General features: G+C 48.0%; 13 protein-coding genes. 6 read left to right on the top strand and 7 right to left on the bottom strand.

From position 1 onward, the window contains the following. Nucleotides 1–26: 26 nt before the first annotated feature. Nucleotides 27–2,327, bottom strand: a complete 2,301-nt coding sequence (locus ACO05Z_RS08780) for an Orn/Lys/Arg decarboxylase N-terminal domain-containing protein (protein ID WP_421901801.1) — start codon at nucleotides 2,325–2,327, stop codon at nucleotides 27–29. A 192-nt stretch (nucleotides 2,328–2,519) separates the two neighbouring features. Between ACO05Z_RS08780 and ACO05Z_RS08785 the strand changes: the two genes are divergently transcribed. Beyond that, nucleotides 2,520–2,909, top strand: a complete 390-nt coding sequence (locus ACO05Z_RS08785) for a response regulator (protein WP_421901802.1) — start codon at nucleotides 2,520–2,522, stop codon at nucleotides 2,907–2,909. Here ACO05Z_RS08785 and ACO05Z_RS08790 read toward each other — a convergent pair. From ACO05Z_RS08790 to ACO05Z_RS08815, 6 genes are all read right to left on the bottom strand, one after another. Further along, a complete protein-coding gene (locus ACO05Z_RS08790) occupies nucleotides 2,906–3,973 on the bottom strand; it encodes a hybrid sensor histidine kinase/response regulator (protein WP_421901803.1) in 1,068 nt (355 codons plus the stop codon). The genes ACO05Z_RS08785 and ACO05Z_RS08790 overlap by 4 nt on opposite strands. A gap of 43 nt (nucleotides 3,974–4,016) precedes the next feature. Then, nucleotides 4,017–5,066: a response regulator gene (locus ACO05Z_RS08795; protein ID WP_421901804.1), complete on the bottom strand. Its 1,050-nt coding sequence runs from the start codon at nucleotides 5,064–5,066 to the stop codon at nucleotides 4,017–4,019. Further along, the gene (locus ACO05Z_RS08800) at nucleotides 5,059–12,873 is read right to left on the bottom strand and encodes a PAS domain S-box protein (RefSeq protein WP_421901805.1); all 7,815 of its coding nucleotides are present in this window, start codon (nucleotides 12,871–12,873) and stop codon (nucleotides 5,059–5,061) included. The genes ACO05Z_RS08795 and ACO05Z_RS08800 overlap by 8 nt, the downstream gene beginning before the upstream one ends. 229 nt (nucleotides 12,874–13,102) lie before the next feature. Then, on the bottom strand, nucleotides 13,103–14,050 hold the full coding sequence (locus ACO05Z_RS08805) for an alpha-L-glutamate ligase-like protein (protein WP_421901806.1): 948 nt from the start codon (nucleotides 14,048–14,050) through the stop codon (nucleotides 13,103–13,105). Nucleotides 14,051–14,053: 3 nt separating this feature from the next. Then, nucleotides 14,054–15,580: a UUP1 family membrane protein gene (locus tag ACO05Z_RS08810; protein ID WP_421901807.1), complete on the bottom strand. Its 1,527-nt coding sequence runs from the start codon at nucleotides 15,578–15,580 to the stop codon at nucleotides 14,054–14,056. Nucleotides 15,581–15,582: 2 nt separating this feature from the next. Next, nucleotides 15,583–16,146: an ATP-dependent zinc protease gene (locus ACO05Z_RS08815; protein WP_421901808.1), complete on the bottom strand. Its 564-nt coding sequence runs from the start codon at nucleotides 16,144–16,146 to the stop codon at nucleotides 15,583–15,585. A gap of 114 nt (nucleotides 16,147–16,260) precedes the next feature. Here ACO05Z_RS08815 and ACO05Z_RS08820 point away from each other — a divergent pair, with 114 nt between their 5' ends. The 5 genes from ACO05Z_RS08820 to ACO05Z_RS08840 all read left to right on the top strand — a co-directional run bounded on the left by ACO05Z_RS08820 (nucleotide 16,261) and on the right by ACO05Z_RS08840 (nucleotide 24,458). Beyond that, nucleotides 16,261–18,702, top strand: a complete 2,442-nt coding sequence (locus ACO05Z_RS08820) for a prolyl oligopeptidase family serine peptidase (protein ID WP_421901809.1) — start codon at nucleotides 16,261–16,263, stop codon at nucleotides 18,700–18,702. A 482-nt stretch (nucleotides 18,703–19,184) separates the two neighbouring features. After that, entirely contained in the window at nucleotides 19,185–19,922 is a 738-nt protein-coding gene (locus ACO05Z_RS08825) for a GntR family transcriptional regulator (RefSeq protein WP_421901810.1), read from the top strand. 319 nt (nucleotides 19,923–20,241) lie between these two features. Beyond that, nucleotides 20,242–21,132 (top strand): hypothetical protein, encoded by an 891-nt coding sequence (locus tag ACO05Z_RS08830; RefSeq protein WP_421901811.1) that lies wholly within the window; start codon nucleotides 20,242–20,244, stop codon nucleotides 21,130–21,132. A 50-nt stretch (nucleotides 21,133–21,182) separates the two neighbouring features. After that, nucleotides 21,183–22,685, top strand: a complete 1,503-nt coding sequence (gene glpK / locus ACO05Z_RS08835) for a glycerol kinase GlpK (protein ID WP_421901812.1) — start codon at nucleotides 21,183–21,185, stop codon at nucleotides 22,683–22,685. A 123-nt stretch (nucleotides 22,686–22,808) separates the two neighbouring features. After that, nucleotides 22,809–24,458, top strand: a complete 1,650-nt coding sequence (locus tag ACO05Z_RS08840; protein WP_421901813.1) for an FAD-dependent oxidoreductase — start codon at nucleotides 22,809–22,811, stop codon at nucleotides 24,456–24,458. Nucleotides 24,459–24,464: the final 6 nt, after the last annotated feature.

Raw genomic sequence — 24,464 nt, forward strand, 5'->3', positions numbered from 1 at the left:
GGTTAAATTGTAACGCTTTAGTCAATTTACTTCTTCAAGCACATGGTTTTGAAGTACTTTTTGCCGTCACGCACAACCCGTTCAACTCCGTGAATATCGCTTTCGTATCCGGGGAATACATTTTCGAAATCCTGACGTGCCATAAGGTAATCGAATACGGGCTGCGCTTTGTCGTTAAGAATTTCGCCACCCATGATTACCGGGATGCCGGGAGGATAGGGGACGACCATTACCGCCGGAATACGGTCTTTCATTTCAGAGAGTTCCACATATTCGACGTTTTTACGAACCACGGCGTGATAGGCTTCGGATGGCTTGATGGCTTGATCCGGAATCACTTGGAATGCGGCCTGCATTTTATCAAGCAGCTTGTGTTCTTTGTAATAGTTGTGAATAGCGTTGCAGTGGTTTTTTACGCCGACTCCGGTATATGTTTCAGGGTAATCCTTGACCAGACCGGGTAGAACGATATCCAGCGGCAGGTTGGCGTCGTAGACTTCCTTGAATTTGAGCAAACCGGCAAGCAGCGAGCCCTGCTTGGCCTTGTTCGTGCCCATGGAGTTGAGCATGAGGAAGGAGTAGTAGTCGGTTTTTTCGCAGACTATACCGTGGTTGATCAGGTAGTCGGTTACTATGGAAGCCGGAATACCTTCGTCTTCCATGCTGCCGTCATGACGTAGTCCGGGAGTGGTAAAAGTCAGTTTGATGGGATCGAGCATGGCGTATTCTTCTTCCATATCCTCAAAGCCATGCCAGTTATCATCAGCAGTGAATACCCAGGGATGTTGGTTGGTGCAGAGATATTCCGTGTCTACTTCCTCAAACTTTTTGTAGTCCTTGCCCACGAGCACTTTTTCCGGCTGCCACATCTCAAAGAACCAGCTGCCTTGCTCTTTCATTTCGCTGGCAATCATGGAAACTTTTTTGCGCAGATTAATGGCTTCGACCATGGTGTCATGCATGAGCACTTCACCGTTGTCCTCCATCATCTTTGTGGCAACATCCAGAGATGCGATCATGCTGTACTGCGGCGAGGTAGACCCATGCATCATGTAAGATTCGTTGAGTTCGTCAGGATCAATTTTAACAGCGCTTCCGTCACGCACATGCAACATGGAGGCCTGTGAAAATGCTGTCAGCAGTTTGTGGGTGGAGTGTGAGCAGAAAATGGGTGGATGATGTTCATTGCGATCATCGTTAGCCATGCCGAAATGATCTTTGTACATGGGATGAAAACGGGCGTAGGCATACCAGGCTTCGTCAAAATGGAGGTTGTCCACACTTTTCTGGAGCTGCTTCTTGATGTTTATGACGTTATAGCAGACCCCGTCGTAGGTGGAGTTGGTAAGGGCGGACATGCGTACGCTTTGTTTTTTGAGCTCTTCAGGAATGAGCTTATTGTCACGTACTTTATCTTGTATTGATTTCTGGGAAAATTCAGAAAGTCGGCAGGGACCGATTATGCCGCGTTTGTTGCGCCTAGGCACCATGTAGATGGGATAGGCATCGGTAATGACCATGGCGTAGTTGAGCGACTTATGACAATTGCGGTCTACAAAGGCGATATCGTCACGGACTAACTGGCTGCGCCAGATGATTTGGTTGACGTTGGAAGTGCCGTTAAGCACGTAGTAGGTCTGGTCTGCGCCGAATACGCGGGCCGAGTTCTTCTCAGCATCACCGACCACTCCGCTGTGATCGAGTAGGGAGCCTAATTCAGGTACTGATATGGAAAGGTCGGACCTAAATACATTCTCGCCGTAGAACTTGTGCATTGCCACACCGGCTGGACTTTTGAGAAATCCTTCACCGCCCATATGCCCGGGGGTATGCCATGCGTATTTGTACGCCTCGGAGTACTTGACCATTTCCCCGAAGAACACAGGAAAAACAGATCTGACGTATTCGACAAGACGGGTTTCAATACGTCCGGCCAGAAATTCTGCGGTTTCTGCAGTCTTCCAGAGGCATTCATTGATCTGGCTTAAAACATCAGTGGGGATATTATTCATCGACATCCGTTCGGTTAGCAGAAAAATGGGTATTTTCTTATTCCGCTTACGGATTTCATTAAGCAGATGTTCGGGAGTATCTTCCTCGTCGTCCCTCTCAAAGCGGATGTCCCAGTCAATGACAACCGCCCCCAGATCGGCACGTGAAATGAAGATTTCAACAGCATCTTCATAACTATATGACGGATATACCGAACATTCCTGTTCCTTGATCAATTCATTTTCAAGGCTACGCAGTCTCAAGCCTTCATCGGTCTTTGTGTCAAACTGGGCTGAAACAATAAGCACCGGCCACATATGTTTGGTAATTTTCATCCCCAACTCCTCGTGTTTAAGCAAGATCATATGTTGTCAAAAGAATACTTATAATTTCTACTACACCAATAAAAACGGCAATGCTACATCAATTACGTAATTGAGCATTCAAGTCGTGTAGTGATCAACATTTATCCCCATAGATATTGCAAAAAAAATTAATCAAACTAATTTGGTGAGAGAGGGGATTAAATGAACAACTATACTGACGTAAAGATATTGATAGTCGAAGACAATTTTTCGCTGCGGCGCACCATTACTGACATACTGCGTACAGTTGGTGTAACTGAGATTATTCATGCCGAGGATGGTAAAGTAGGGCTGAAGCGATTGAGGGAAAATGACGACGTTGATCTGATTATGCTGGATTGGGACATGCCTGTGATGACCGGCATTCAGATGCTGCGAGAACTACGTTCCTCAAATTCCCAATACAGCGATCTTCCTGTATTGATGCTTACTGCACACGGTACACAGGAAGACGTGATAGAAGCAATTCAGGCCGGGGCCAGCGACTATATCGTCAAGCCTTTTACTCCCCAAACTGTCTACAACAAACTGAAAAAATTGTTGAAAATCTAAGTCGGAAGCTTCACCCACAGTTCGGTTTCGTTCTGTTCGTCTGAAACCGTGAAACCAATGTCTCCTTCGTGTACTTGCGCGATGAGCCTTGCGGAATAGGTTCCAATCCCGGTGCCGTGATGCTTGCCTGCGGTGGCGTACTTTTCGAAAAACATGTCTCTTATTGCCAGAGGGACTGCTCCCTTGTTTCGCATTTTCAACTTAGCTGGATTACCTGACTCGATGCTGATGTGGATGGCTTCATCTTCGGGCGATGCATCAAGAGCGTTGCGTAAGAGGTTGGCCACCATGGAATAAATGAGCAGCTTCTCGCCCTGTACAAGAATATTTTGTGCTCCATCATATTCGACGTTGTCCACGTTTAGTTTCAAGCCGATGTTCTTGGATGTTGTGATAGTCTCCACTTCTCTGACACACTCGTTTACCACCATCATCAGGTCTACTTCTTCTGGGTGGAGGGTATAGCGACCTTGTTCCATCTTGAAGAGATCAAGTGAACTGTTTATGAGGCGAAGCATGTTTTTGCCGGCGGCTTCGATCCTACTAAGCATGTCTAATTGTGATTCTGTTAGGTTGTCTCCGGTCATTTCCATGAGTTGTGGCAAGCTCAAGATGTCTTGAAGCGGGTTTTTAAGGTCGTGACGGGTCATTCGTTCCACGTCCTCACGCAGCTTTATGGCTTGTCTGAGAGCGAGGTGATTCTTAACCCGTGCTTTGACGATGGATGGGTTAAAAGGTTTGGTGATGTAATCAATGGCTCCCAGTTCAAGGCCCTTAGTTTCGTTCCCGGCCTCGGTCAGTGCGGTAATAAATATGACTGGAATGTCACGGGTCGCTGCATCCTCCTTCAGCCTTTGACAGACCTCGTACCCGTCCATTTCCGGCATCATGATATCGAGCAGGATCAGGTCCGGTTTTTCCTCTTCAATAACTTCCAGTGCATCAATTCCGTTTAAGGCAACGCTGACGTCATAATCTTCGTCAAGGGTTTCTAGGAGAATATCAATATTCTCCTCAGTATCGTCTACAACAAGGATGTTATGTCTTTTAGGCTCTGTATTCACGGTTATTCCTTTCTTTAGATTGGCGGCATCGTGTGTTTTTCGGTCAGGATTGGAATTTTTTGTCCATCTCTTCTTTCATCTGCCAGTACTTCATGATTTCCATCAGCACATCTTCCAGAGATACGAAAATTTTTGCCAGCCTTGGCTCGAACATTCCGTTATTGTCTCCAATATAGGCCAGTGCTTTATCCACGGGCCACGGGTCCTTGTAGGGTCTTTTCATAGTCAGGGCATCAAACACATCGGCGATGGTGACTATGCGTGCTGATTCGGGAATCTGTACACCTCGCAGATCATCGGGATAGCCGCCGCCGTCCCAGCGTTCGTGGTGCGAACGTGCGATTTCGGATGCCATTTCAAAAAGCGGGCTTTTGCTGACTGAGAGAATTTTGTGCCCGATGGCCGAGTGCTTGCGCATGATCACCCATTCCTCGTCTGTGAGAGGGCCGGGCTTTTTGAGAATTGAATCCGGGGTGCCGATCTTGCCGGTGTCGTGCATGGGGGCGGCCATTTTGAGCAGTTGCTGCTTGTGAACGGGCCAGCCTATGGCCCTGGCAAGAGCTACGGAATAATCGGCCATGCGCCAGATATGTACTCCGGTATGGTCGTCGTTGTAGTGACCGGCCTGACCAAGCATGTAGATGGCGTCTTTCTGGCCTTGTTTGATTTCTTTGGTCTGCTCAATCACCACCCATTCACAGGCTCGTTGCTGATCCGCAAGTGCCAGATGAGTTTTTACCCTTGCCCGTACAACGGGCGGGGAGATGGGTTTGGTGATATAGTCCACCGCCCCCATTTCAAAGCCTTTGGTCTCGTCCTCAACTTCGGTCATGGCGGTGATGAAGATTATGGGAATCTTAGCGGTGTGCTTATCCGCCTTCAACCTCCTGCATACTTCATAACCGTCCATTTCCGGCATCATGATATCGAGCAGGATCAGGTCCGGCGGAGTTTCCTCTACGACTTCCAGCGCGTCCAGTCCGTTCATGGCAACACTGAGTTCGTAATCTTCATCAAGAATCTCCAGCAGGAGATCTATATTGGTCTCTGTGTCATCGACAACAAGAATCAACGGTCTGTCTTCGTTACTCATTACCATCTCCGAGAGTTGATTGAATGTTTTCAATTATTGCGGCTGCATCCTTGAACTTATATCTCTTGACGAGTTTTCCCAGTGTGAGGATTTCTTCGCCGAGATTTTCCGGCCACTCGTAGCCGTTCATTTCTTCGATTATGGGCGCGCAAAGCTTGGGCTTACGGGCTTTGACCTGTTCCTGTAGACGGGCGCTTGCATCAAGCAGGGTGGCGTAATCTACCGTTTCGCCACCGATTTCCTCTTCCTGCTTTTGCGCATCTTCGGCGGCTATGGGCGCTAAGGCTTCGATCAGTGTACCGAGTGTGGACTTGAAGCGTGCAAGGTCTTCTGCCCCTGCGGGGTCTCCGCTCTTGAGTGCTCCTTCCACGACTGCTGCGGCCTCCTGTAATTCCCCGGCTCCGATGTTCCCGGCCAGTCCCTTGATGGTATGGGCCAGTATCTGGGCATCATCGGGATGTTCGTTAGCGATGAGTGACTCCACTTCATTGCCACTCTGGGCATAGTTGTCATGCACTTTAACGAGCAGTTCCCGGTAAAGTTTGCGGTTGTTGTTGACCCTCATCAGCCCCGATTGGATGTCGATACCGGGGATTTCATCCGGTAATTCGACTTCTTCCTGAACTGATTCCGGCTTTTCGGGTGCCAGCTCCCTTTCTCCGTCGGGGATCAAGCGGGAAAGGACTTCGTAAAGCTCGCTGGGATCGATGGGTTTGGTAATGTGGTCGTTCATGCCGTGGGCGAGACTCTTTTCGCGATCTCCGGCCATGGCATGGGCAGTCATGGCCACGATGGGCAGATCGTCAAATTTCTTGTCTGCACGCAGGAGAGCGGTGGCTTCAAGACCGTCCATCTCAGGCATCTGGATATCCATGAGTACAAGGTCATATGATTGGGCGTGAGCCTTTTCCACGGCTACGCGGCCATTCTCGGCGATATCCACCACAAGGCCGACCCCTTCGAGCAGCTCGCAGGCCACCTGCTGGTTGATCTCGTTATCCTCGGCCAGCAGAATCTGAGCTCCACGGGTATGGAGCATGGTATGTGAGAATTCGTCGCTGCCGATGTCGCGTAAGCCGCTTCTTTCCACCTGCTGCCCGAATACTTCCATTATGGTATTGAAGAGCACCGACTGTCCTACAGGCTTGACCAGAAAACCGTCGAGGCCCACTTCCTGCGCTTGGTTGATAACCTCCTCGCGCCCGTAGGCGGTGACCATGATGATAGTCGGCACATCCTTGAGTACAGAGTTGTCCTTGATGCGACGGGAGGTTTCAATGCCGTCCATTTCAGGCATCTTCCAATCCATGAGCACCAACTTGAAGGGGGGCTCGGCTGTTTCCAGAATATCAAGGGCCTCGGGTCCTCCGGAAGCAACTGTGACTTTGAATTCGAAGTCTTCCAGCATTTCGCGGAGAATGTTCTGGGAGGTGATATTGTCATCCACTACTAGAACATTTAGGCCTACGAAATCTTCCTTGATTAGGAATTTCTTCCGGCCTTTTTCTTCATTTATGGCTAGCTTCGCATTGAACCAGAAGGTAGAACCTTTGCCGTATTCGGAATCAGCCCCGATCTCGCCGTCCATCATTTCCACAAGACGTTTGGAGATAGTTAGCCCCAGACCTGTGCCGCCGAATTTGCGGGTGGTGGAGGTATCGGCTTGTGAAAAGGCGGTGAAGAGTTTACTCTTCTGCTCCTCGGTCATGCCTACGCCGGTGTCGCTGACTTCGAAACGCAGCCTGATGTCCTTGTCGCGTTGTTCCTCAACCCCGATGTTTACCACGATTTCACCTTCTGAGGTGAACTTCACGGCATTACCACACAGGTTGATGAGAATCTGGCCCAGCCGCAGCGGGTCTCCGATGAGATTGAGCGGTACGTCCTGATCAACACGGAAGAAGAGTTCAACCCCTTTCTCCTGTGCCTTGACGCTGATCAGGTTGGAGAGATTGTCCAGAATATCTTCAAGGCTGAAGTCCACGTGCTCGATATCAAGCTTCCCGGCTTCAATTTTGGAGAAGTCCAGAATGTCGTTGATGATGCGCAGTAATGCCTTGGCTGCCATGTCGATTTTTTCTAGGTAATCACGTTGCTTGGAGGTGAGTTCGGTTTTCAGTGCAAGATGGCCCATGCCTAGGATGGCGTTCATGGGGGTCCGGATTTCGTGGCTCATATTAGCCAGAAAATCAGACTTGGCTCGGGTGGCCTCCTCAGCTTCATCAAGAGCAGCAACAAGCTGAGTTTCCATTTCTTTACGGATGGTTATGTCTTCGAAAGCAACCGCCACACCGCCGCCGACTTCTTCATCTACAGGAGCTGCACTGGTGCTGATCCAGACCGTATCGCCCTGAGGTCTGTTGACTCCCATTTCCACACTTTTGATGACCCGATTTTCTTCAAGGCATCTGGAGGCCGGGAATTCTTCAACATTCATCAGGGTTCCATCTGGGTGTATAATTTCCCATTTGTCATCACTGACTTTTCTTTCGGTGTGCTCATCAGCCGTAACTCCTAGAATTTCGTTGGAGATAGAGTTGGCTGTTATTATCTTGCCGCTCTGGGCTATCATGGTTACGCCGACCGGGAGAGCATCGAAGAGTGCTGATAGTTGTTTCTGTGAGCGTTCGATTTCCTGAAAGGCTTTATTGCGATCTGTGATATCCAGCAACCAGCCGAGGATTCCTTCCTCTCCGTCATAAGTAATGGGCAGGTAGGTGATCAGGATGTCACGTTCTTCGCCTTCAGCGTTGTACATCTTGATTTCCCAGTTGCTGACAATGCCGTGCTCCTTCATTTCCCGGACAATATTATCCCGGTCAGATGTGTTCACATAAAGGTCAGGGGATTCGTCGCCAATGCTGACACCGTACATTTCCCTGAATCTGGGATTGGCAAAATGGATGACACCTTTGGTAGAGAAAGCCACTCCCACCGGACTGGTGTCGAGGATGTATTGCAACTGTTCTTTGGATTTGAGCAGTTCTTCTTCCATGGCTTTCTGGTCGGTTATGTCCTGCTTGATTGCCACATAGAATTCGATTTCATCTTTGTTGCCCAGAATTGGTGAGATAACTGCGCTTTCCCAGAACAGGTCTCCGTTTTTCTTTTTATTGATGAATTCGCCATGCCATGTGTTCTTGGAATTGATGGTTTCCCAGAGCTCTTTGTAAAAATCATCCGAATGCTGTCCGGACTTCATTACATTGGTGCTGATACCTACCGCCTCTTCGGCGGTGTAGCCAGTCACTTCGGAGAACATGGGGTTCACATATTCAATGATGCCGTTCTTGTCAGTGATGACAACTGTGACAGGGCTTTGCTCAACAACGGATGATAGCTTTTTCAGAGCCCACTCAGCTTCACGCCTTTCGGAAATATCATGAAAGACGACTACTGCCCCATCAACCTCATTTTCCCGTTCAATAGGAGCAGCCGTATATTCGACCGGGAAGCTGCTGCCGTCCTTGCGCCAGAGAACTTCGTTGTCGATTTTGAAGCGGCGTGCTTCGGTGAAAGCACGATGCATGGGGCAATCTTCCACTCCGTATTCTGAACCGTCAGCGTGGTGGTGATGGATCAGATCGTGAATGGGCTGTCCGAAGACTTCGTTCGGTTCATAGCCGAGCATATTGAGTGCTGCCTGATTGATGAACAGGATGCAGCCTTCGCTGTCCACACCGAAAATACCTTCACCCACAGATTGCAGGATATTGCGGTTCATTTCTTCTGCATGAAGCAGAGCTTCTTCCTGCTTTTTCCTTTCGGATATATCGCGTAAGGAGCCCACGGCGAACCATTCGTCTTCGTGTTTGAAAGAAGAAATAGCTATTTCCACCGGGAAGCTGCTTCCGTCCTCACGTATTGCGGTTTCTTCCATAATACCGCCGATGACCGGTCCTTGACCTGTTTCGCGGAATTTCTCCAAACCGAGTAGGGCCTTTCCACGGGCTTCTTCAGGTACAAAAATCTCATGCATCTGTTTACCCACGGCCTCTTCTGCCGAAAGATCAAACATCACTGCTGCTGCAGAGTTCCAAAATTGAACCTTGCCGCGCGAATCGATCATGATCATGGCGTCAAGGGATGCGTCGGACATGGCCCGGACAATGGACATAGTGCGTTCAAGCTCCTGAGTCCGTTCCTGAACTCGTTGCTCCAGTTCATCCTTGGCCTTGGTTAGCGACCTGCTGGTCTTTTCCCCAACCATGAGAACAAAAAGTACGGCAGCTATGAAAAGGATCTGGGTCAATCCCAGAACCACCCAGACCACAAGCCTGATATCATAATATTGAGCGTAGAAATCTGCCTCGTCCATCTCTACAGCGATGCCCATGTTCATATCCGAACGCCATGCCCAGCAGCCGACCACCGGCACGCCTCGGTAATCCCGATAGGTTCCGTCCACCCAGACAATGCCGGAATTCAGCCTGACTTCATTGGTCTGGGACAGCTCCTTGCTCTTGTTAATGGCAGCCGCAGCGAGTTTCGTCAGCGGAAGCTCAGAACGCTCCATAGTTTGGCTGCCGCCTTCCAAAAGATTTACTCCCGGATTGAGCAACCGGATGGCAAGTTCACTGGTCTGCCCCTGTTGGAGCAAGCCAATATTAAGAAGCTGCTTTTCGAAAAGTGAACGGGTCAGCATCCTGCCGATGTTGTCGAACAAATATGCTTCTTCGGTCTTGGTGATCCTTTTAATGTTTGCAATCTTCGAGAGGTCGTTGCGCATGTCAATTCGCACGGTCATGACGGCGAGTACACCACCGGCCCTGTTTCTTACCGGCCCTATGACAAACATGGTGGCCGGAAGGGATTCGCCCGAACTGTTCAACATCACATCCGAGGTTAAAGGCGGAACAATTGAAACCTCTCCCTTGAATGCCGCATCCACAAGATGCGGATATTTTTGCCAGATGAGGTTGGTTGACCCAATGTTTGAGTCACGCATTGATCCTATGCTGATATGATCGCGGTTTATGATGAAAAATCCGATATTGGGTTGTTTCTGGCGGTATTCGGCAAAGAAGGTTCTTATATCCGCAAGGGCTTTTGATTGCAGTAATTTGTCTTTTTCCACCTCGACCTGAAGCAGTTCCTGCGTCAACTCGGCCAATCGGGGAGTCTTACCAAATAATTCAAAATTCTTTTTCCAGGCCATCAGCCAGTTGTCGAGCCGGTCATCTATCATCAGGGCAACAGTAGCCATACTGTTCTGCATGCTTTTATCGTAAATGTTTTTGACCCTTTTCATGGAAACGGTTCCCAGCAGCAGAACCACTACAGTGAAAAAGAGCAGCCCGATATAAACGACGATCCTGAATTTACGGGTTCCGAACAACCTGTTGATTTTTTCGCTTCTGGAAAGTTTGAACAGTCCAAAAATCAGAAGCAGAACCAGAGCTAAAATTCCCAGCGCAATGTAAATAATTTCATCCACCGTGAAATGGAGTTCCTCAAAGCCATAGCTGTCATTGGCGTTGATATTGGCAGATTGATTTTGTACAGCAAGGGCGGCGCTACGGAGCCATTTTTTACGTAGCTCACTTTTTTCTGCCTCTGTGATGGATTTCATTCCTTTGGTGAGAATGGAGTTTAGCTCAGGCTGGTCCTTGCGGGTGGCAATGTTGACCCGCGAGTACTCTGGATTGCCGAACTTTACATCTCCGGATACAGCAAGATTGGTCATCATGTTGCTTTCAATATAGTAGCTGAAGACAGCCAGTTCACCGAATGCAGCATCGGCCTTACCATAGCTTACTTCCGTCATGGACCCGAGGGTGTCCTGAACAGTCTTGATTTTGATATCGGGATAATCTCTTTTAAGGATTTCCTCGTAGAAGAACCCCTTGGGTATAGCGACGGTTTTTCCAAAAAGTTCTTCCAAGCTGTGGTATGGAGTGTCTTTGCGACTGATTATGGTGTTCGGGTTCTTGGCATATGAAGGCGTGAAGCTCAGGTATTCCATACGCTCAGGTGTCTTCACAACATCGAGCATGACATCAAGGGTCCCATCCTTCATCATTTCAAGAAAATCATTCCAGCTCGGACCGGTGACATACTCAATCTTGGCTCCGGTCTTTTTTGCCAACAGATTCATGTAGTCGATGGAAAACCCGCGAAGTTTGCCGTCCTTGGAAAAGTTGAACGGTGGCCAGCCGATGTCTCCGGCGACCTTGATTGTGGGCTGTTTGGCGAGCCATGCTTTTTCTTTTTCCGAGAGGCTAACCAGCGCCTCATCTTTCTTGAACCCTGCCCATTTAACAGAGATCTCGCGGTGTTCGGCCTGATCGATACTATCGAGTGCCTTCTGCAGAATAGTGGCGAATTCCGGCCAGTCTTTTCTTATCCCCATACTCGTCCCTCCACTACCCATAGAGGTAAGAGCTGCAAATTTAAGATTAAAAAAGCTGTATTTTTGTATCAGGTAGTGCATAACCGCCATATTTGCCACAGTGGCATCTGCTTCGCCCAGCACAACAGCCTCTAAGCACTCATAGGGAGAGCCTTTCAGGATTAGCTTTGTTGATGGATATTTATTTTCAATCCATTGGACACTGCTATAGCCTTTAGGCAGGGCAAGTTTTTTGCCTTTAAGATCTTCAACCCCTTGGATTTTATTATTACTTTTCAAGGTCACGATAGCGTTTTGATAGCGGACATAGGGTTTGGTGAAATTCAAAAAGGACCGCCGCTCAGGTTTGTTGTCAATTACTGGTATCATATCAACAACATCATTCTTAACGCCTTCAAGTACTTCGTTCCAGCTGAGGTCTGGAACAACCTCGAATTCAACACCCAGACGTTGGCTGATGATTTCCAGATAGTCTGCTCCTACACCGCTTAACTTTCCGCTATCATTAAAAAATTCAAAGGGAGGATACTGCCCATCCGTACCTAGACGAATGACGGGGTGTTTTTCGAGCCAGATACGCTCGGCGCTGGTCAGCTTCTTTTTTAAGACTGTATCGCCTTCAGGTTTGACCCATTGCCCGAAGATTGCGTCACGTTCAGCAGGACTGATGGTATCAAGAGCTTTTTGCAGGATTTTATGTAGTATGGGCCAATCCTTGCGAACTCCCATCGCGTTATATGAAACAAATCCCTTGATTTTGCCTTGAATATGAAGGTTGGTAATCAATTCATTTTTTATCAGGTAGAGGGCGACAGCACGGTTACCCACATATGCATCGGCAGCTCCGCTTGATACGGCATGCAGGGCGTCGCTCGTATTGGGGTAGAGGGCGACCTTGATCTGTGGATAATCCTGCTTCAACAGATTACCGAGATAAAAATTCTCTTCAACTGCAACCCGTTTACCGTTCAAGTCGGAAAGCTGTTCTGCTGAGGCCTCGTTGATCCTCGTTATGATGGCATGGGGAACTTTGATGTAGGAGGATGTAAAGTTGAAAAAAGGTTCCCTGTCAGGTCGGGGGGTGATTCCTACCAGAGCCGCCATCTGCTTGTTTTTTACCCCGAGAAAAATATCATTCCATGAGCCGGGTTTTATCTGCAGCCTGCCGCCGATTCGCTTGTTGACGGCGTGTATGAATTCAACACCGATCCCCTGCGGTTTTCCGGACTCATCCACATATTCCATGGGCGGCCATGCATTCATCACTCCGATTTCTATTTGTGGATGATCTTCAAGCCATTTTTGTTCTTCGGCGGTAAGTTTGAAGTCAGGATAACTAGTCTGGATATCAGTTGGTCTGTTGTTCTCTGCTTCAGCGGCAAAGGTGGAAGATGCGTAACAGATCAATAGGAACAATAAAATAAACCCTGCGTATTTGTATGAGGCAATGCGCATTGATAGCACTCCTGATTACTAACTCTCTGGTGATAAAGAATGTATTAAATTAAAACATACATTAAGTTAGCAAAAATACCACTATAAAATATTTATCGGCCGAGTTCTGCTAGATATGGTTACGTTGATATTTGGATAGGGGGGGCACAAGTAATTTAGACATCCAAACAATAAAAAAAGGGTTCCAAGCACGCTTGGAACCCTTTTTTTATTAAGAATCTGAGATTAACTACATTAGGCCGAATTCTTTCATGGAGAATGCCACTCTTTCTTGAGCTGAAGCCTTGCCGTCGGCAACGGCATTGATAGCATCAATTCGGGGCTGAAGACCTTGCCCGTTTGTCATCTGAATGGCTAACCCCGGACGTGCGTTAAGCTCAAGAATCAAGGGACCGCGATTTACATCCAGAACAATATCTGCACCAAGGTAGCCCAGTTCGGTCATTTCATAGCACATTGAAGCAAGCCGTAAGCATTCTGTCCAATCAGGAATTGCAAGCTCTGACAATTTCTTGTTTGTGTCAGGATGATGCTCAATAGGAAGTCCGTGCTGGATAGCCAGAAGAGCGCGGCCAGTTCCTATGTCAATTCCTGCTCCGACAGCTCCCTGATGAAGATTGGCTTTTCCCCCGGAGTTGGCTGTGGATAATCTGGCCATGGACATGACCGGATAGCCTTTATAAACGATAATTCGCAGGTCGGGTACGCCCTGATAGGTAAATCCCTCAAATACATTCGAGAATTTTACCATTTCCTCAATCATGGCTACATCCGGATTACCGCCGAGACTGAAAAGACCACTTAAGGTGTTTGACGCATGCCGATGTAGCTCCGCTTCGCCGATAACCTTTCCGTTTGGGGTGACAAATCCATCTACATCGCGTCCTGTAATGACGAGAATTCCTTTTCCTCCGCTGCCTTTAGCCGGCTTGATCACGAAATCCGGCTGGCCTTCCAGAAACGAAACCATTTGCTTGACGTGTTTCTGGACGCGCATAACGCCCAGCAGCTTTGGGACGGCAATGCCGGCAGATTCCGCAAGAAGTTTGGTCTTAAGCTTGTCATCTACGCGGGGGTACAGATGTCTTGGGTTGTTTTCGGCAATATGGCGAACATTGCGCATGTTCATGCCTACAATTCCAAGATTCTTCAGCTTGCCCGGAGAAATAAAGCGCATCAGCTATTCCCTCCCCAAGGGCTCAAATCTGCGAAGTTCGCTCAGTCTGTATCCGGTATAGCTGCCGATGGATAGAATGATGGCCAGAACCACCAACAGAAGTTCAGGGAATGAATAAGTCAGGTGCTCGATCATCCTGTTTATCAACAACAGGTATACAATACTCGCTGTAAGGAGTGAGCCGCCTCCCTGTATCAATACTTCTTTGGGGCCTTCTTCCTCCCAGAGGATAGACATCCTTTCGATGGTCCATGAAATAATGATCATCGGGAAGAAAGTGACCAGCAGCCCGATATCACTGCCCATCTTGTAGCTGATGACCGAGATGGCTAGGTAAATAATGATTACAAAGACCAGCACGGCCGATATTCTCGGTACCAAAAGCAGGTTAAGGTGACTCAGATATGACCGAAGCACCAAGCCCACGCTGACTATCAAAATGAAAAGAATCAGACCGGTAAGCAGTGAGGTCTGTAAAAATGTCAATGCTATTAAAATGGGCAGGAAAGTGCCGGATGTTCTTACGCCGACAAGGTTACGCATCACAACGACGACTAGAGCGCCGAAGGGAATCAGCAGCAGTAGTTTGAATGAATTTTGCGCTTGGATCGGAAGAGTATAGATTGAAAAGTCCACAAACAGTGACTTTTGTTTTCCAAGGCCTGCGTTGATTGCAGCCTGATTGGCCAGAATTTTGGTTTGCATAGAAGAGAACTTAACTTTGGAATTGGTTCCTCCGGTAACTTCCAACAAAGATTCATCGTCAAGCTGCCACAAAAGAAAATCATCTGAATTTAAAACTGTTCCTCTTACCGGGTCCAATAGAACCCAATGAGAACCGTCAAGGACTTCAAGATAGGTCCTTAGCTTTTTCTTCTTTCCTTTTGAATTCAGAGCGGTGCCCTTAACCACATGGGCTTTCAAGCCAGCCTGATACAACACGGAACGGACCAAGCCAAGAGCCCCTCCATGTTCTTCCTTTAGCTCATAAAGTCTCGCAGCATGAGCGTTCAGTTCCGGCTCATTCATAAGGCGGAGAATTTCCTGAGCAAGAATGGTATGCCCTCCCGTCGTTGACTTTGCCTCCTTGATAAGCAGATCCGCGGCGGTTTTATGTGTATCAATAAGGGGTATGCCCGGATAATCCTCCAGTTCAACAAGTTCGCCGGAACCTTGGTCGCGCCTATATATATTGGCACGGGCATATACTTTCTGGGAGCCGTGAACATCTGCGGCTTTCCAGACCCCCCGGCGGGTTTTACCTTTTTGAACAATTTCATATGAGTATCCGGGAGTGTCATAAGCCTCGGAAACAGCCACAAGCCCTTCATGATTGTCCGGCAGGTTAAGTGAAATTTCGGCCGGACCACCGTCAGCTTCATAAGTAATGGTAGCTTCAATAGTCCAGACAGTAGTTTTTTCGTCAGGAGAAAGAGAAAATCCGAGTCCGATGATTTTGTAGGCTGTTAAGCCGAAACCAAGGAGAAATAGAATCGCGATAAGGAATAGGAGTTGTTTTTTGTCTTTCATGATTATTTCAGCGGAGAGGTTGAGTATTCCTGATTTACATCCACAACGGCTCTATCATCAAGGAAAGAGCGGCCTATCAGGACTGGAAATTCAAATTTGGAACGATCAGTGAGAGTGAATTCTGTCTTGGCTTTGATATCGCCCAAGATAAGATTGAGCATGACGGAAGGCCGTTCCTGAGTTTCTGCTCCATGGCGTTTTATAGAAGCAACACGTTCAAGTGGGCGTTCCAGCACTGTTGATTTTTTTGACCTTGGATCTGTGATAGTAAAACGGACCCAATTTTCACCGTCTCTCTCGTATCTTTTTACGTTAGTGGCACTTATGGATGAAGTAGTAGCTCCTGTATCAATGCGGGCTGCCAATTTCATATTAGCTTCAACAATCACCACATATTCCATTTGTCCAATAACAGGGAGGCCCACAGGTTTGCTGTGCTTTTTTTTAGGCGCATTTTCTTTTGCCTTCAATGGACTTTCCATTTTAGGACTAGGGTTGTTTTGATGTGCGCAACCTATAAATGAAAAGGTAATAACAATCACGGCAACAAGGATAAGACGATTCATATCATTCCCTAACTCTTTTGCTTGGTGAAAAAAATGTTTTGCTCAATGAAGATAATTTTGTATCAAAGTAAATCGATATGGAAAACTATCTAAATTAAATAAATGAAACTCATTATGTATACAAGATACTCTTTCTATTTGATCATCTCTTTTATTGCAACTGTGTTTGTTATTTGGCCTGCTAATTCTAATTGCGCTGAGAAATCTGAATATCAAAATATATCTCAAGATCTTTTTGACATAATGGAGGTTCCAGATCCCCCTGCTGGTTTTGTCAGTCCTAATGGTAAGTATCTTTTAGTTCTTCAACACGGATCTCTGACACCTGTTGAGGTGCTGGCTAAACCCAACCTCGGTCTGGCGGGAATCCTGATTAATCCCACAAGCAATACCAGATGGAATTTGACTACTACTGGCAGTCTTGAAGTTTACGAGCTGGGAACAAACATTGTAAAAAAAGTAACCAATCTTCCGGAAGGCAGGACAGTCGGGTATATTCAGTGGTCTCCGGACAGTAAGTATATTGCTATGGCTGTCTACATGGAATCCCAACTTGAGCTTTGGATCGTGGACACTCAAACTTTTGAATCCCGCAAACTGGCCGAGGTGGCGCTTAATGACATCCTTACAACACCGTATCTCTGGCATCCGGACAGTAGGAGTCTTCTCTGTCTGACTGTTCCTGAACACAGGGCCAATAAGCCTGACGTAGCGAAACTCCGTTTCGGGCCACATATTTCAGACTCCGAGGGTAAAGCAAAGCCTGCAAGGACGTACCAAAACCTATTGCAGAACTATTACGAAACCCTCTTGTTTGAATACATGGCGAAAGCCAGCTTAATTTCCCTTGCACTTGACGGTAGCTCCCGGGGTATTGCTGAACCCGCATTATTTAAGAGTGTGCAAATTTCACCGAGCGGCTCTTACCTCTTAACTGAAACTATTCATCGCCCATTTTCATACCTTTTCCCGTATGATCGTTTCCCTTGCAGGGTTGAAGTTCTCAATATGAATGGAGAAACCGTACGTTTGATTGATGATTTACCTCTTGCAGCCGGAATCCCCCTTGGCCGATGGGGTGTTCGAAAGGGGGCAAGACACTCTGCTTGGCACGTAAGTGAGCCTGATACAGTCTGGTGGGTAGAAGCAAAAGATGAAGGTGATCCCCGTGTGGACGTCGAGATTCGTGATGAACTTTTCGCTCTGCCTGCTCCGTTCAAGGGAGAACCTACGTCAATGGCACAGCTTCCATCCCGATTTAAAAAGGCATGCTGGGGAGCAACCCCATTTGTTTATATCTCATCAGTAGACCCCGATACCGGGGAGAGTCTCTCATGGACTGTAAACACCAAAGCGGGGGGGCTGAAGCCTAAAAAAATTAAGGAACATTGGCGTAACTACTTAGCCCCTGAGTTCTCTCTTCTGACAACATCCAAAAGCGAGCCGTTCGGGACCTACAGAACCTCCAAAGATGGCAGGAAGATATATCTGTTTGGCAGCAATGCTCCACAATATAAAGGACGTGATGTCCTGCTTTCATTGGACATTAAATCAGGTAGGGATTTTGTAATCTGGGAAGGAGCAGGCGATATTGAGGAACAGCCGATTCGCCCAATAGACGACAAGGCAGAGACATGGCTTGTTCAGAAAGAGTCCTTCAATTCTCCAGTAAATTTTGCGCTGCGTAATATAAAAAATAAATCAGTAGAAAATGTAACGAACTTCGGGCATCCAATTCCGGAATTGGAACAGATTCGTAAAGAACGTCTGGTTTATAATCGTGTAGACGGCGTAAGGCTTGAAGGGGATTTATACCTTCCTCCGGGGTATACTAAAGAAGACGGTCCGCTTCCGACATTGATCTGGATTTACCCTAGAGAATATACGACACGCGCAAAAGCAGAAGCAGCAATCAATCAGGATGACTCATTTATCAGGTTGGGGCGCAAATCCAGAATGTATTGGCCGCTCATGGGGTATGCTCTGCTGGATAACCCGACAATGCCTATTATCGGTTCAGACGGTACGTACCCGAACGATACTTTCGTTCAACAATTGGTAATGGATGCCCAAGCAGCTGTTGAGGAACTTGTTAAACAGGGGGTTTCTGCTGCAGATAAAATTGCTGTCGGCGGGCATTCATACGGAGCCTTTGCAACAGCCAACTTATTGGCGCACAGTGACCTATTTGCAGCCGGCATCGCCAGAAGCGGAGCCTATAACCGCACCTTGACTCCTTTTGGATTTCAGAGGGAACATCGCAACTATTGGCTTAAGCCGGATTTATACAGAAAGATGTCTCCATTTAACCATGCATCAAAGATAAAGAACCCTCTTCTTCTCATTCATGGAGAACAGGATCAAAATGCCGGAACATATCCTGAGCAGTCGATCCGCTTCTATCAGGCCTTGGCCGGATTGGGCAAAACAGCCCGATTAGTATTGCTTCCGCATGAAGGCCACTCATATTATGGCCGAGAATCCATTTCGCATATGATTTGGGAAATGAAGCGCTGGTTGGATATGTATCTCAAAAGTAAGTCAAAAGGCATATGAGGCATATTTTTTTATTGCTACGGCAAGTGCAAGAGTAGGTTTGTTTTACGAGATAATAGTGGTTGAGAAGGCAGGGATAATTTAACTACCGTCCAAGAATGTTCTACAGCAACGTCTACAGACTTAGCTCAAGTATTGTATCTCGCCCATATGAACGCCTCTAAGCAGGTAACATATGAGCCTGCGCGTGCTAGGTTTTTCACTTTGCATGATATTTAAAAAAACGATTTTATGAATTGATGCTACCTCAAATTTGCTTAAACTAGACAACAAAATAAATTTAAAAAAACTGAAGTCCTGACCGCCCTGAAATCTTTGAATAATGTCCGGTTTCGGGCTGGATATACAACTTGAGAAAGCGCCTAAAATCGCTGAAACCCGTTGACACAGGCTGTTTTATAGGAGATGTATAGACATCAAGACAAGCAGATGTATAGACATCTATCTGATTTGATATTTAACCACTGTTTGGTGAGGACATAATGCAATTGAATACCAGAGGAATACCCAGATATATTCAAGCCCGGGAACACATTAGTGCTAAAATACGCTCGGGTGAATTGCGTTGCGGCGATCGGCTTCCCCCGGAACATGATCTTGCCGCCCAGTTCGGGGTCAGCCGCATGACCATCCGTAAGAGCATTGACGGGTTAGTTGATGCCGGACTGGTTTACCGCAGGCACGGAGTAGGTGTTTTTGTCAGTCAGTCACCTTTCCAGCGTGACCATACCCATCTGACCGATTTTTTCGCTACCTGCCGCATGGAAGGACATGCCCCCTCCGCAAAGTTGCTTAAGCGAGAGATTGTTGCGGCCGATGAAATTCAGGCCGAGGCTTTACAGATTAAAGTCGGTGATGAGCTTATCCGTTTGACCACCCTACGTTATATGGACGGAACCCCCATCACCTATCACGATGCTTTCTTACCGCTTTCCTTATTTCCGAATCTGGTCGACCTCCCTACAGCCGACCTTGCTCTAGATAAGCAACACACTTGGCAGCTGATCGAGAATATAGGCTTCGGTCTGGCCAATGTTGTTGAGAAGTTGAAAGCGCAATTAGCCGACAAGGAACTTGCCGAAATCCTTGAAACAGAAACAGGCAGTCCTGTCCTTTACGGGGAAAGAGTGCTCTACTCTGAAGAGGGTAGACCCTTGAAATATGCTAGGTGTTTCAACAGGGGAGACAGTTATTCACTGACTGTTGTTCTCGTAAAATAGGAAAGGAGGAAACTTAAAGGGAAACTTTAAAAAAAAGGGAAGCCAGACATTGCTGTCTGGCTTTGGGAAAACGAAAGCGTACTGATCAGTTTTTCTGCTGCAACAGAAAATCAGATCACATTACCTGAAGTCTGCGAGCAGATTCGACAGGAGAGGTGCGCCTTCTGAACTTTAAAAGATAAATCATACTTTAGCTGTCAGTCAATGCGGAAGCGGTCCGTGAAGGTCAGGAAAACGGATTGCAGGCAGAATTGAAATTTTGAAAGAGTTTCAACTCTGTATGGGAATTGGCACAAGAGTTGGTTTTAAGAGGTGAAGAATGGAAACTTTAAGTTTATTGGTAGCTTTTGCTGGTGGGATTTTCGGTGCCGCGATCGGCGGGCTGGCAGCCTTTGTTTTTGTAGGTATCCTTATTTTGGTTGGTGTTGCTGCTCAGGCAACCGGCGCGGATTTGCTCAGTGTTCCCCTTGGTGCAGCATTCGGCCCTCATGTAGGTGGTTTTGCTTCCGGTGTGGCTGCAGCGGCTTACGCGGCCAAAAAAGGTGTTCTCGAAGGAGGCGGTAAAGATATTGTTTCTCCCATGATGGGCCTCAACAAGCCTGATGTTCTGCTTATCGGCGGAATTTTCGGTATAGTCGGTTATCTTTTAAACTATTGCTTCACTCTGGTTAATTTCCCTTGGACCGACACTATAGCTCTTTCAGTTGTTGTGTCCGGCATTATAGTCCGGGTTCTCTGGGGTAATGGTGTGTTCGGTCATGTTGCTGAAGGTTCCAGCAGATATGAGCCTACACCTGGTACAGAATGGGTGCCCTGGCAGAGTAGCATTGGTCAGCGCTTGATCATCGGGCTTGGAGCCGGAGCCCTTTCCGCTTACCTGACCACCGCCATCGGTGTTGATAACGGAGGCGTTGTATTCGGCTTCGCTATTTCAGCAGCTAGCCTCGCTTTCCTTTTTTTCGGCCTTCAGGTTCCTGTAACCCATCATATTACTCTTATTGCTGCAGTCGTAACCGCATCCAGTGGCAGTATTCTCATGGGTACTATTTTTGCCATGATCGCAGCTGTGCTCGGTGAATTCTTCGCCGATACGTTTCATGTACATGGAGACACCCACATTGATCCTCCGGCTTGTACCATTGCCGCAGTGACCAGTTTATCTTTGATTTGCGGAAATCTCGGCCTCTACAAAATACCCATGCCGTTCTAAATGGGATATGGTCATAGTACGAAATAACTGACTTAAAAGAGGATAAAGAGATGGAAAGAAAATATATAATGGTCATTGATGAAGGTACCACCGGAACCCGGGCGCTTATCTTCAACCGTAACAGTGAAATCAAAGCGCAGGCCTATACTGAATTTGAACAGCATCATCCCGCTCCGGACCGCGTGGAGCACGATGCACAAGAAATCTGGCGTGCAACTCGCAGCATGGCCCGCAAAGCCCTTGAAAAGGCAGGACTGAAGGCTTCACAGATTGCAGCCATCGGTATCACCAACCAGCGTGCGACTACGATCGTCTGGGATAAACGTACAGGTAAACCCATCTCCCGCGCAATTGTCTGGCAGGATACCCGTACCGCTGACTATGTGGAAGAGATTCGTGACGAGTGGGCAGATAAAACTTACAGCAAGACCGGTTGGGCCATGGCTCCGGTTTATTCCTCACTTATGCTGCACTGGATGAAGAATAATGTTGCAGGCTTCAACAAGCGTGCTTCAGAGGGCGATCTTGCCTTCGGTACCATTGATTCATGGCTGATCTATAAGCTCACTGGTGGCAAGACCCACGCTATTTCCGCATCAAATGCTTCTGTAACCGGAGCATATGACCTTCACAAAGATGATTGGTATTCCGAATGGCTGGACTTCCTCGGCTTGCCGCTGAACATGTTCCCTAAAGTAATGCCTGATTCCGGTGACTACGGCATGACCGATGAATCCTTTCTCGGTGTGCCTATTCCCATTACCGGGGCTATAGCCGACCAGCACGCTGCACTTTTTGCGCAGGGCTGTATTGAGCCGGGTACTTTGAAAGTGACTCACGGAACCGGGTCTTTTGTTGACATGAACATCGGTACTAAGCCTGAAATCTCCAAAAATGGCCTGAACACCATCATCGCATGGCGCATGAATGGCGAAACCACCTACGGTCTAGAAGGTTATTCCGCAGTTACCGGGTCTGCAGTGCAATGGTTGCGTGACGGCGCGGAAATGATCCCCGCATCTCCGGATACCGAGGAACTTGCCAAGTCTGTTGATGACAACGGCGGCGTTTTCTTTGTCCCCGCGTTGGCCGGACTCTCCGCTCCTTACTGGGATTCCTACGCCCGTGGTATGATCATAGGTATTACTCGCGGAACTACTCGTGCACACCTGATCAGGGCTACTCTCGAAGGTATTATTTATTCCATGAAAGATTTTATCGGCGCCATGCAGGAAGATTCCGGTGTGCAAATCAAGAAGATGGCTACTGACGGTGGCGCTTCTGCAAACAATTTCCTCATGCAGTTTCAGGCAGACATGCTTGATGCAGAAGTTGTCCGTCCTTCTGTTACTGAGGCCACCAGCCTTGGTGCAGCTTACATGGCCGGACTGGCTGTGGGCTACTGGCCTAGCCCGGAGGCCTGCTTTGACGATCAGACAGTTGACCGTATTTTCACGCCTAAAATGAGCAGTGAAGAACGTGAAAGTCTGTATCGCAACTGGGGTCGGGCCGTTAAGAGGGCTATGAACTGGGCCAAGGACGAAGACCTTTAATCCACTAACTCGCAACAACATTACCACCACCATGTTTTTCTGCCGGGAGTCGGACATCACTCCCACGCGGCTTCCGGCAGAAAAACAATTAACCAAGGTGGCTTAACGTTTAGGATTTTTACAATGGAAAGAACTACCATCGCGCAATTTGCCAACGAGACCTATGACATTCTAGTCATTGGCGGCGGAATCACCGGAGCTGTAACAGCAAGGGATGCCGCACTTCGAGGTTTGAAAGTTGCGTTAGTTGAAAAGAATGATTTCGCATGGGGCACCAGCAGCCGCTCCACCAAATTACTTCACGGCGGACTGCGTTATCTGGAAAGTTATGAATTCCGTATGGTTCGCGAGGCCTGTCGGGAACGCGAACTCATGCTCAAGCTTGCTCCGCACCTCTCTCATCCCAGACCTTTCATGTACCTGCAGTATGAAGGTTATCCCGAAGGTCTGCTTAAGCTCAATCTGGGACTGACTTTTTATGACTTTTTTTCCGGCGCACCTTCCATCCGCCGTCACAAGATGTTTAAAGCCAAAAAGCTGCGTGAGATGGAACCCCATCTCAACTCCAACGGCCTCAAAGGTTGCGGCTACTACTACGATTTCCTTACTGACGATGCCCGGCTGACCATTGAAACCATTAAGGGTGCTGCAGCAGGCGGAGCGCATGTCGCCAACTATGCTGAAGTTATCGGGTTTACTGAGAGTAACGGGCGCATCAACGGAGTGGAAATTAAAGACGTTCTTTCCGGCGAAGTGGGAACAATTTCCGCCAAGCAGGTCGTCAACACCACCGGCCCTTGGGTGGATACCATCCGTCACATGGAGCAGGGTATTGCCGACAAACGACTGCGTCCCACCAAGGGCGTGCACATAGTGTTCAGCAAGGAAGATTTTCCGCTGAACCATGCAGTCTTCCTGCGTGCTCCCGGTGATAATCGCGTGGTCTGGCCTATTCCCGCACTGGACGGTGATCTGGTCTATGTCGGTACCACCGATACTGATTACGACGGACCGTTGGATGATGTTACCGCCACTGATGAAGACATAGACTATCTGCTTGAAGTTGCCAATCATACAATTCCGGGCCGCAATTTAACCCGTGAGCATGTCATCGCCACTTGGGCCGGACTTCGTCCGCTCATCGCGCCTGATGATTCCCGTAACGCCAGCGCTGTTTCTCGTGAACATGAAATCTTTGTTAGTCCCAAAGGTCTGCTGACCATCGGCGGAGGTAAGCTTACCACCGCTAGGGTCATGGGACTTCAGGTGGTGGATAAAGCTGTTGAACTGCTTGGTCAGACCTTCGGCATGAAGGACATCCCGGCCAGCAATACCCACGAAGTTCCGGTCAGCGGCGGGGATGCAGGGCAGACCTACGCTGCTAAAGCCAAGCTTGCTTCCATGAATCTGCCGGAAGCAGTGAAGGAACGTCTGCTTTCCCTTTACGGCGGAAACGCGCTGATCATGGCTCAGATGATCGAAGACGATCCTTCCTGTGCCGAAGACATGGGCGGTTACGATGTGATCAGGGCTGAAGTCATTTACGCAGTTAAATATGAAATGTCTCGAACCATAACCGACTTTTTTACCAGAAGGGCCTCACTCTTCTACTGGCGGCGTGACGGAGGCCTCTCTATTGCCTCCGCCGTCGCTGATGAAATGGCAAAATACCTTGGCTGGTCAGCAGAACAGGCAGGGGAAGAAGTTAATAATTATTCACAATGGGTTGCTGCAAACCGTTGCGCACCCGGAACAAATGATTTTGTAAATTAGGAGTTA

Origin of the sequence: Maridesulfovibrio sp. (assembly GCF_965230075.1) — a bacterium.
Classification (GTDB): Bacteria; Desulfobacterota; Desulfovibrionia; order Desulfovibrionales; family Desulfovibrionaceae; genus Maridesulfovibrio.

What these genes read in the sequence shown, in the direction of transcription:
- ACO05Z_RS08780 (WP_421901801.1), bottom strand. Translation starts at nt 2,327, where the DNA reads ATGAAAATTACCAAACATATGTGGCCGGTGCTTATTGTTTCAGCCCAG.
- ACO05Z_RS08785 (WP_421901802.1), top strand. Translation starts at nt 2,520, where the DNA reads ATGAACAACTATACTGACGTAAAGATATTGATAGTCGAAGACAATTTT.
- ACO05Z_RS08795 (WP_421901804.1), bottom strand. Translation starts at nt 5,066, where the DNA reads ATGAGTAACGAAGACAGACCGTTGATTCTTGTTGTCGATGACACAGAG.
- ACO05Z_RS08800 (WP_421901805.1), bottom strand. Translation starts at nt 12,873, where the DNA reads ATGCGCATTGCCTCATACAAATACGCAGGGTTTATTTTATTGTTCCTA.
- ACO05Z_RS08805 (WP_421901806.1), bottom strand. Translation starts at nt 14,050, where the DNA reads ATGCGCTTTATTTCTCCGGGCAAGCTGAAGAATCTTGGAATTGTAGGC.
- ACO05Z_RS08810 (WP_421901807.1), bottom strand. Translation starts at nt 15,580, where the DNA reads ATGAAAGACAAAAAACAACTCCTATTCCTTATCGCGATTCTATTTCTC.
- ACO05Z_RS08815 (WP_421901808.1), bottom strand. Translation starts at nt 16,146, where the DNA reads ATGAATCGTCTTATCCTTGTTGCCGTGATTGTTATTACCTTTTCATTT.
- ACO05Z_RS08820 (WP_421901809.1), top strand. Translation starts at nt 16,261, where the DNA reads ATGTATACAAGATACTCTTTCTATTTGATCATCTCTTTTATTGCAACT.
- ACO05Z_RS08825 (WP_421901810.1), top strand. Translation starts at nt 19,185, where the DNA reads ATGCAATTGAATACCAGAGGAATACCCAGATATATTCAAGCCCGGGAA.
- ACO05Z_RS08830 (WP_421901811.1), top strand. Translation starts at nt 20,242, where the DNA reads ATGGAAACTTTAAGTTTATTGGTAGCTTTTGCTGGTGGGATTTTCGGT.
- glpK (WP_421901812.1), top strand. Translation starts at nt 21,183, where the DNA reads ATGGAAAGAAAATATATAATGGTCATTGATGAAGGTACCACCGGAACC.
- ACO05Z_RS08840 (WP_421901813.1), top strand. Translation starts at nt 22,809, where the DNA reads ATGGAAAGAACTACCATCGCGCAATTTGCCAACGAGACCTATGACATT.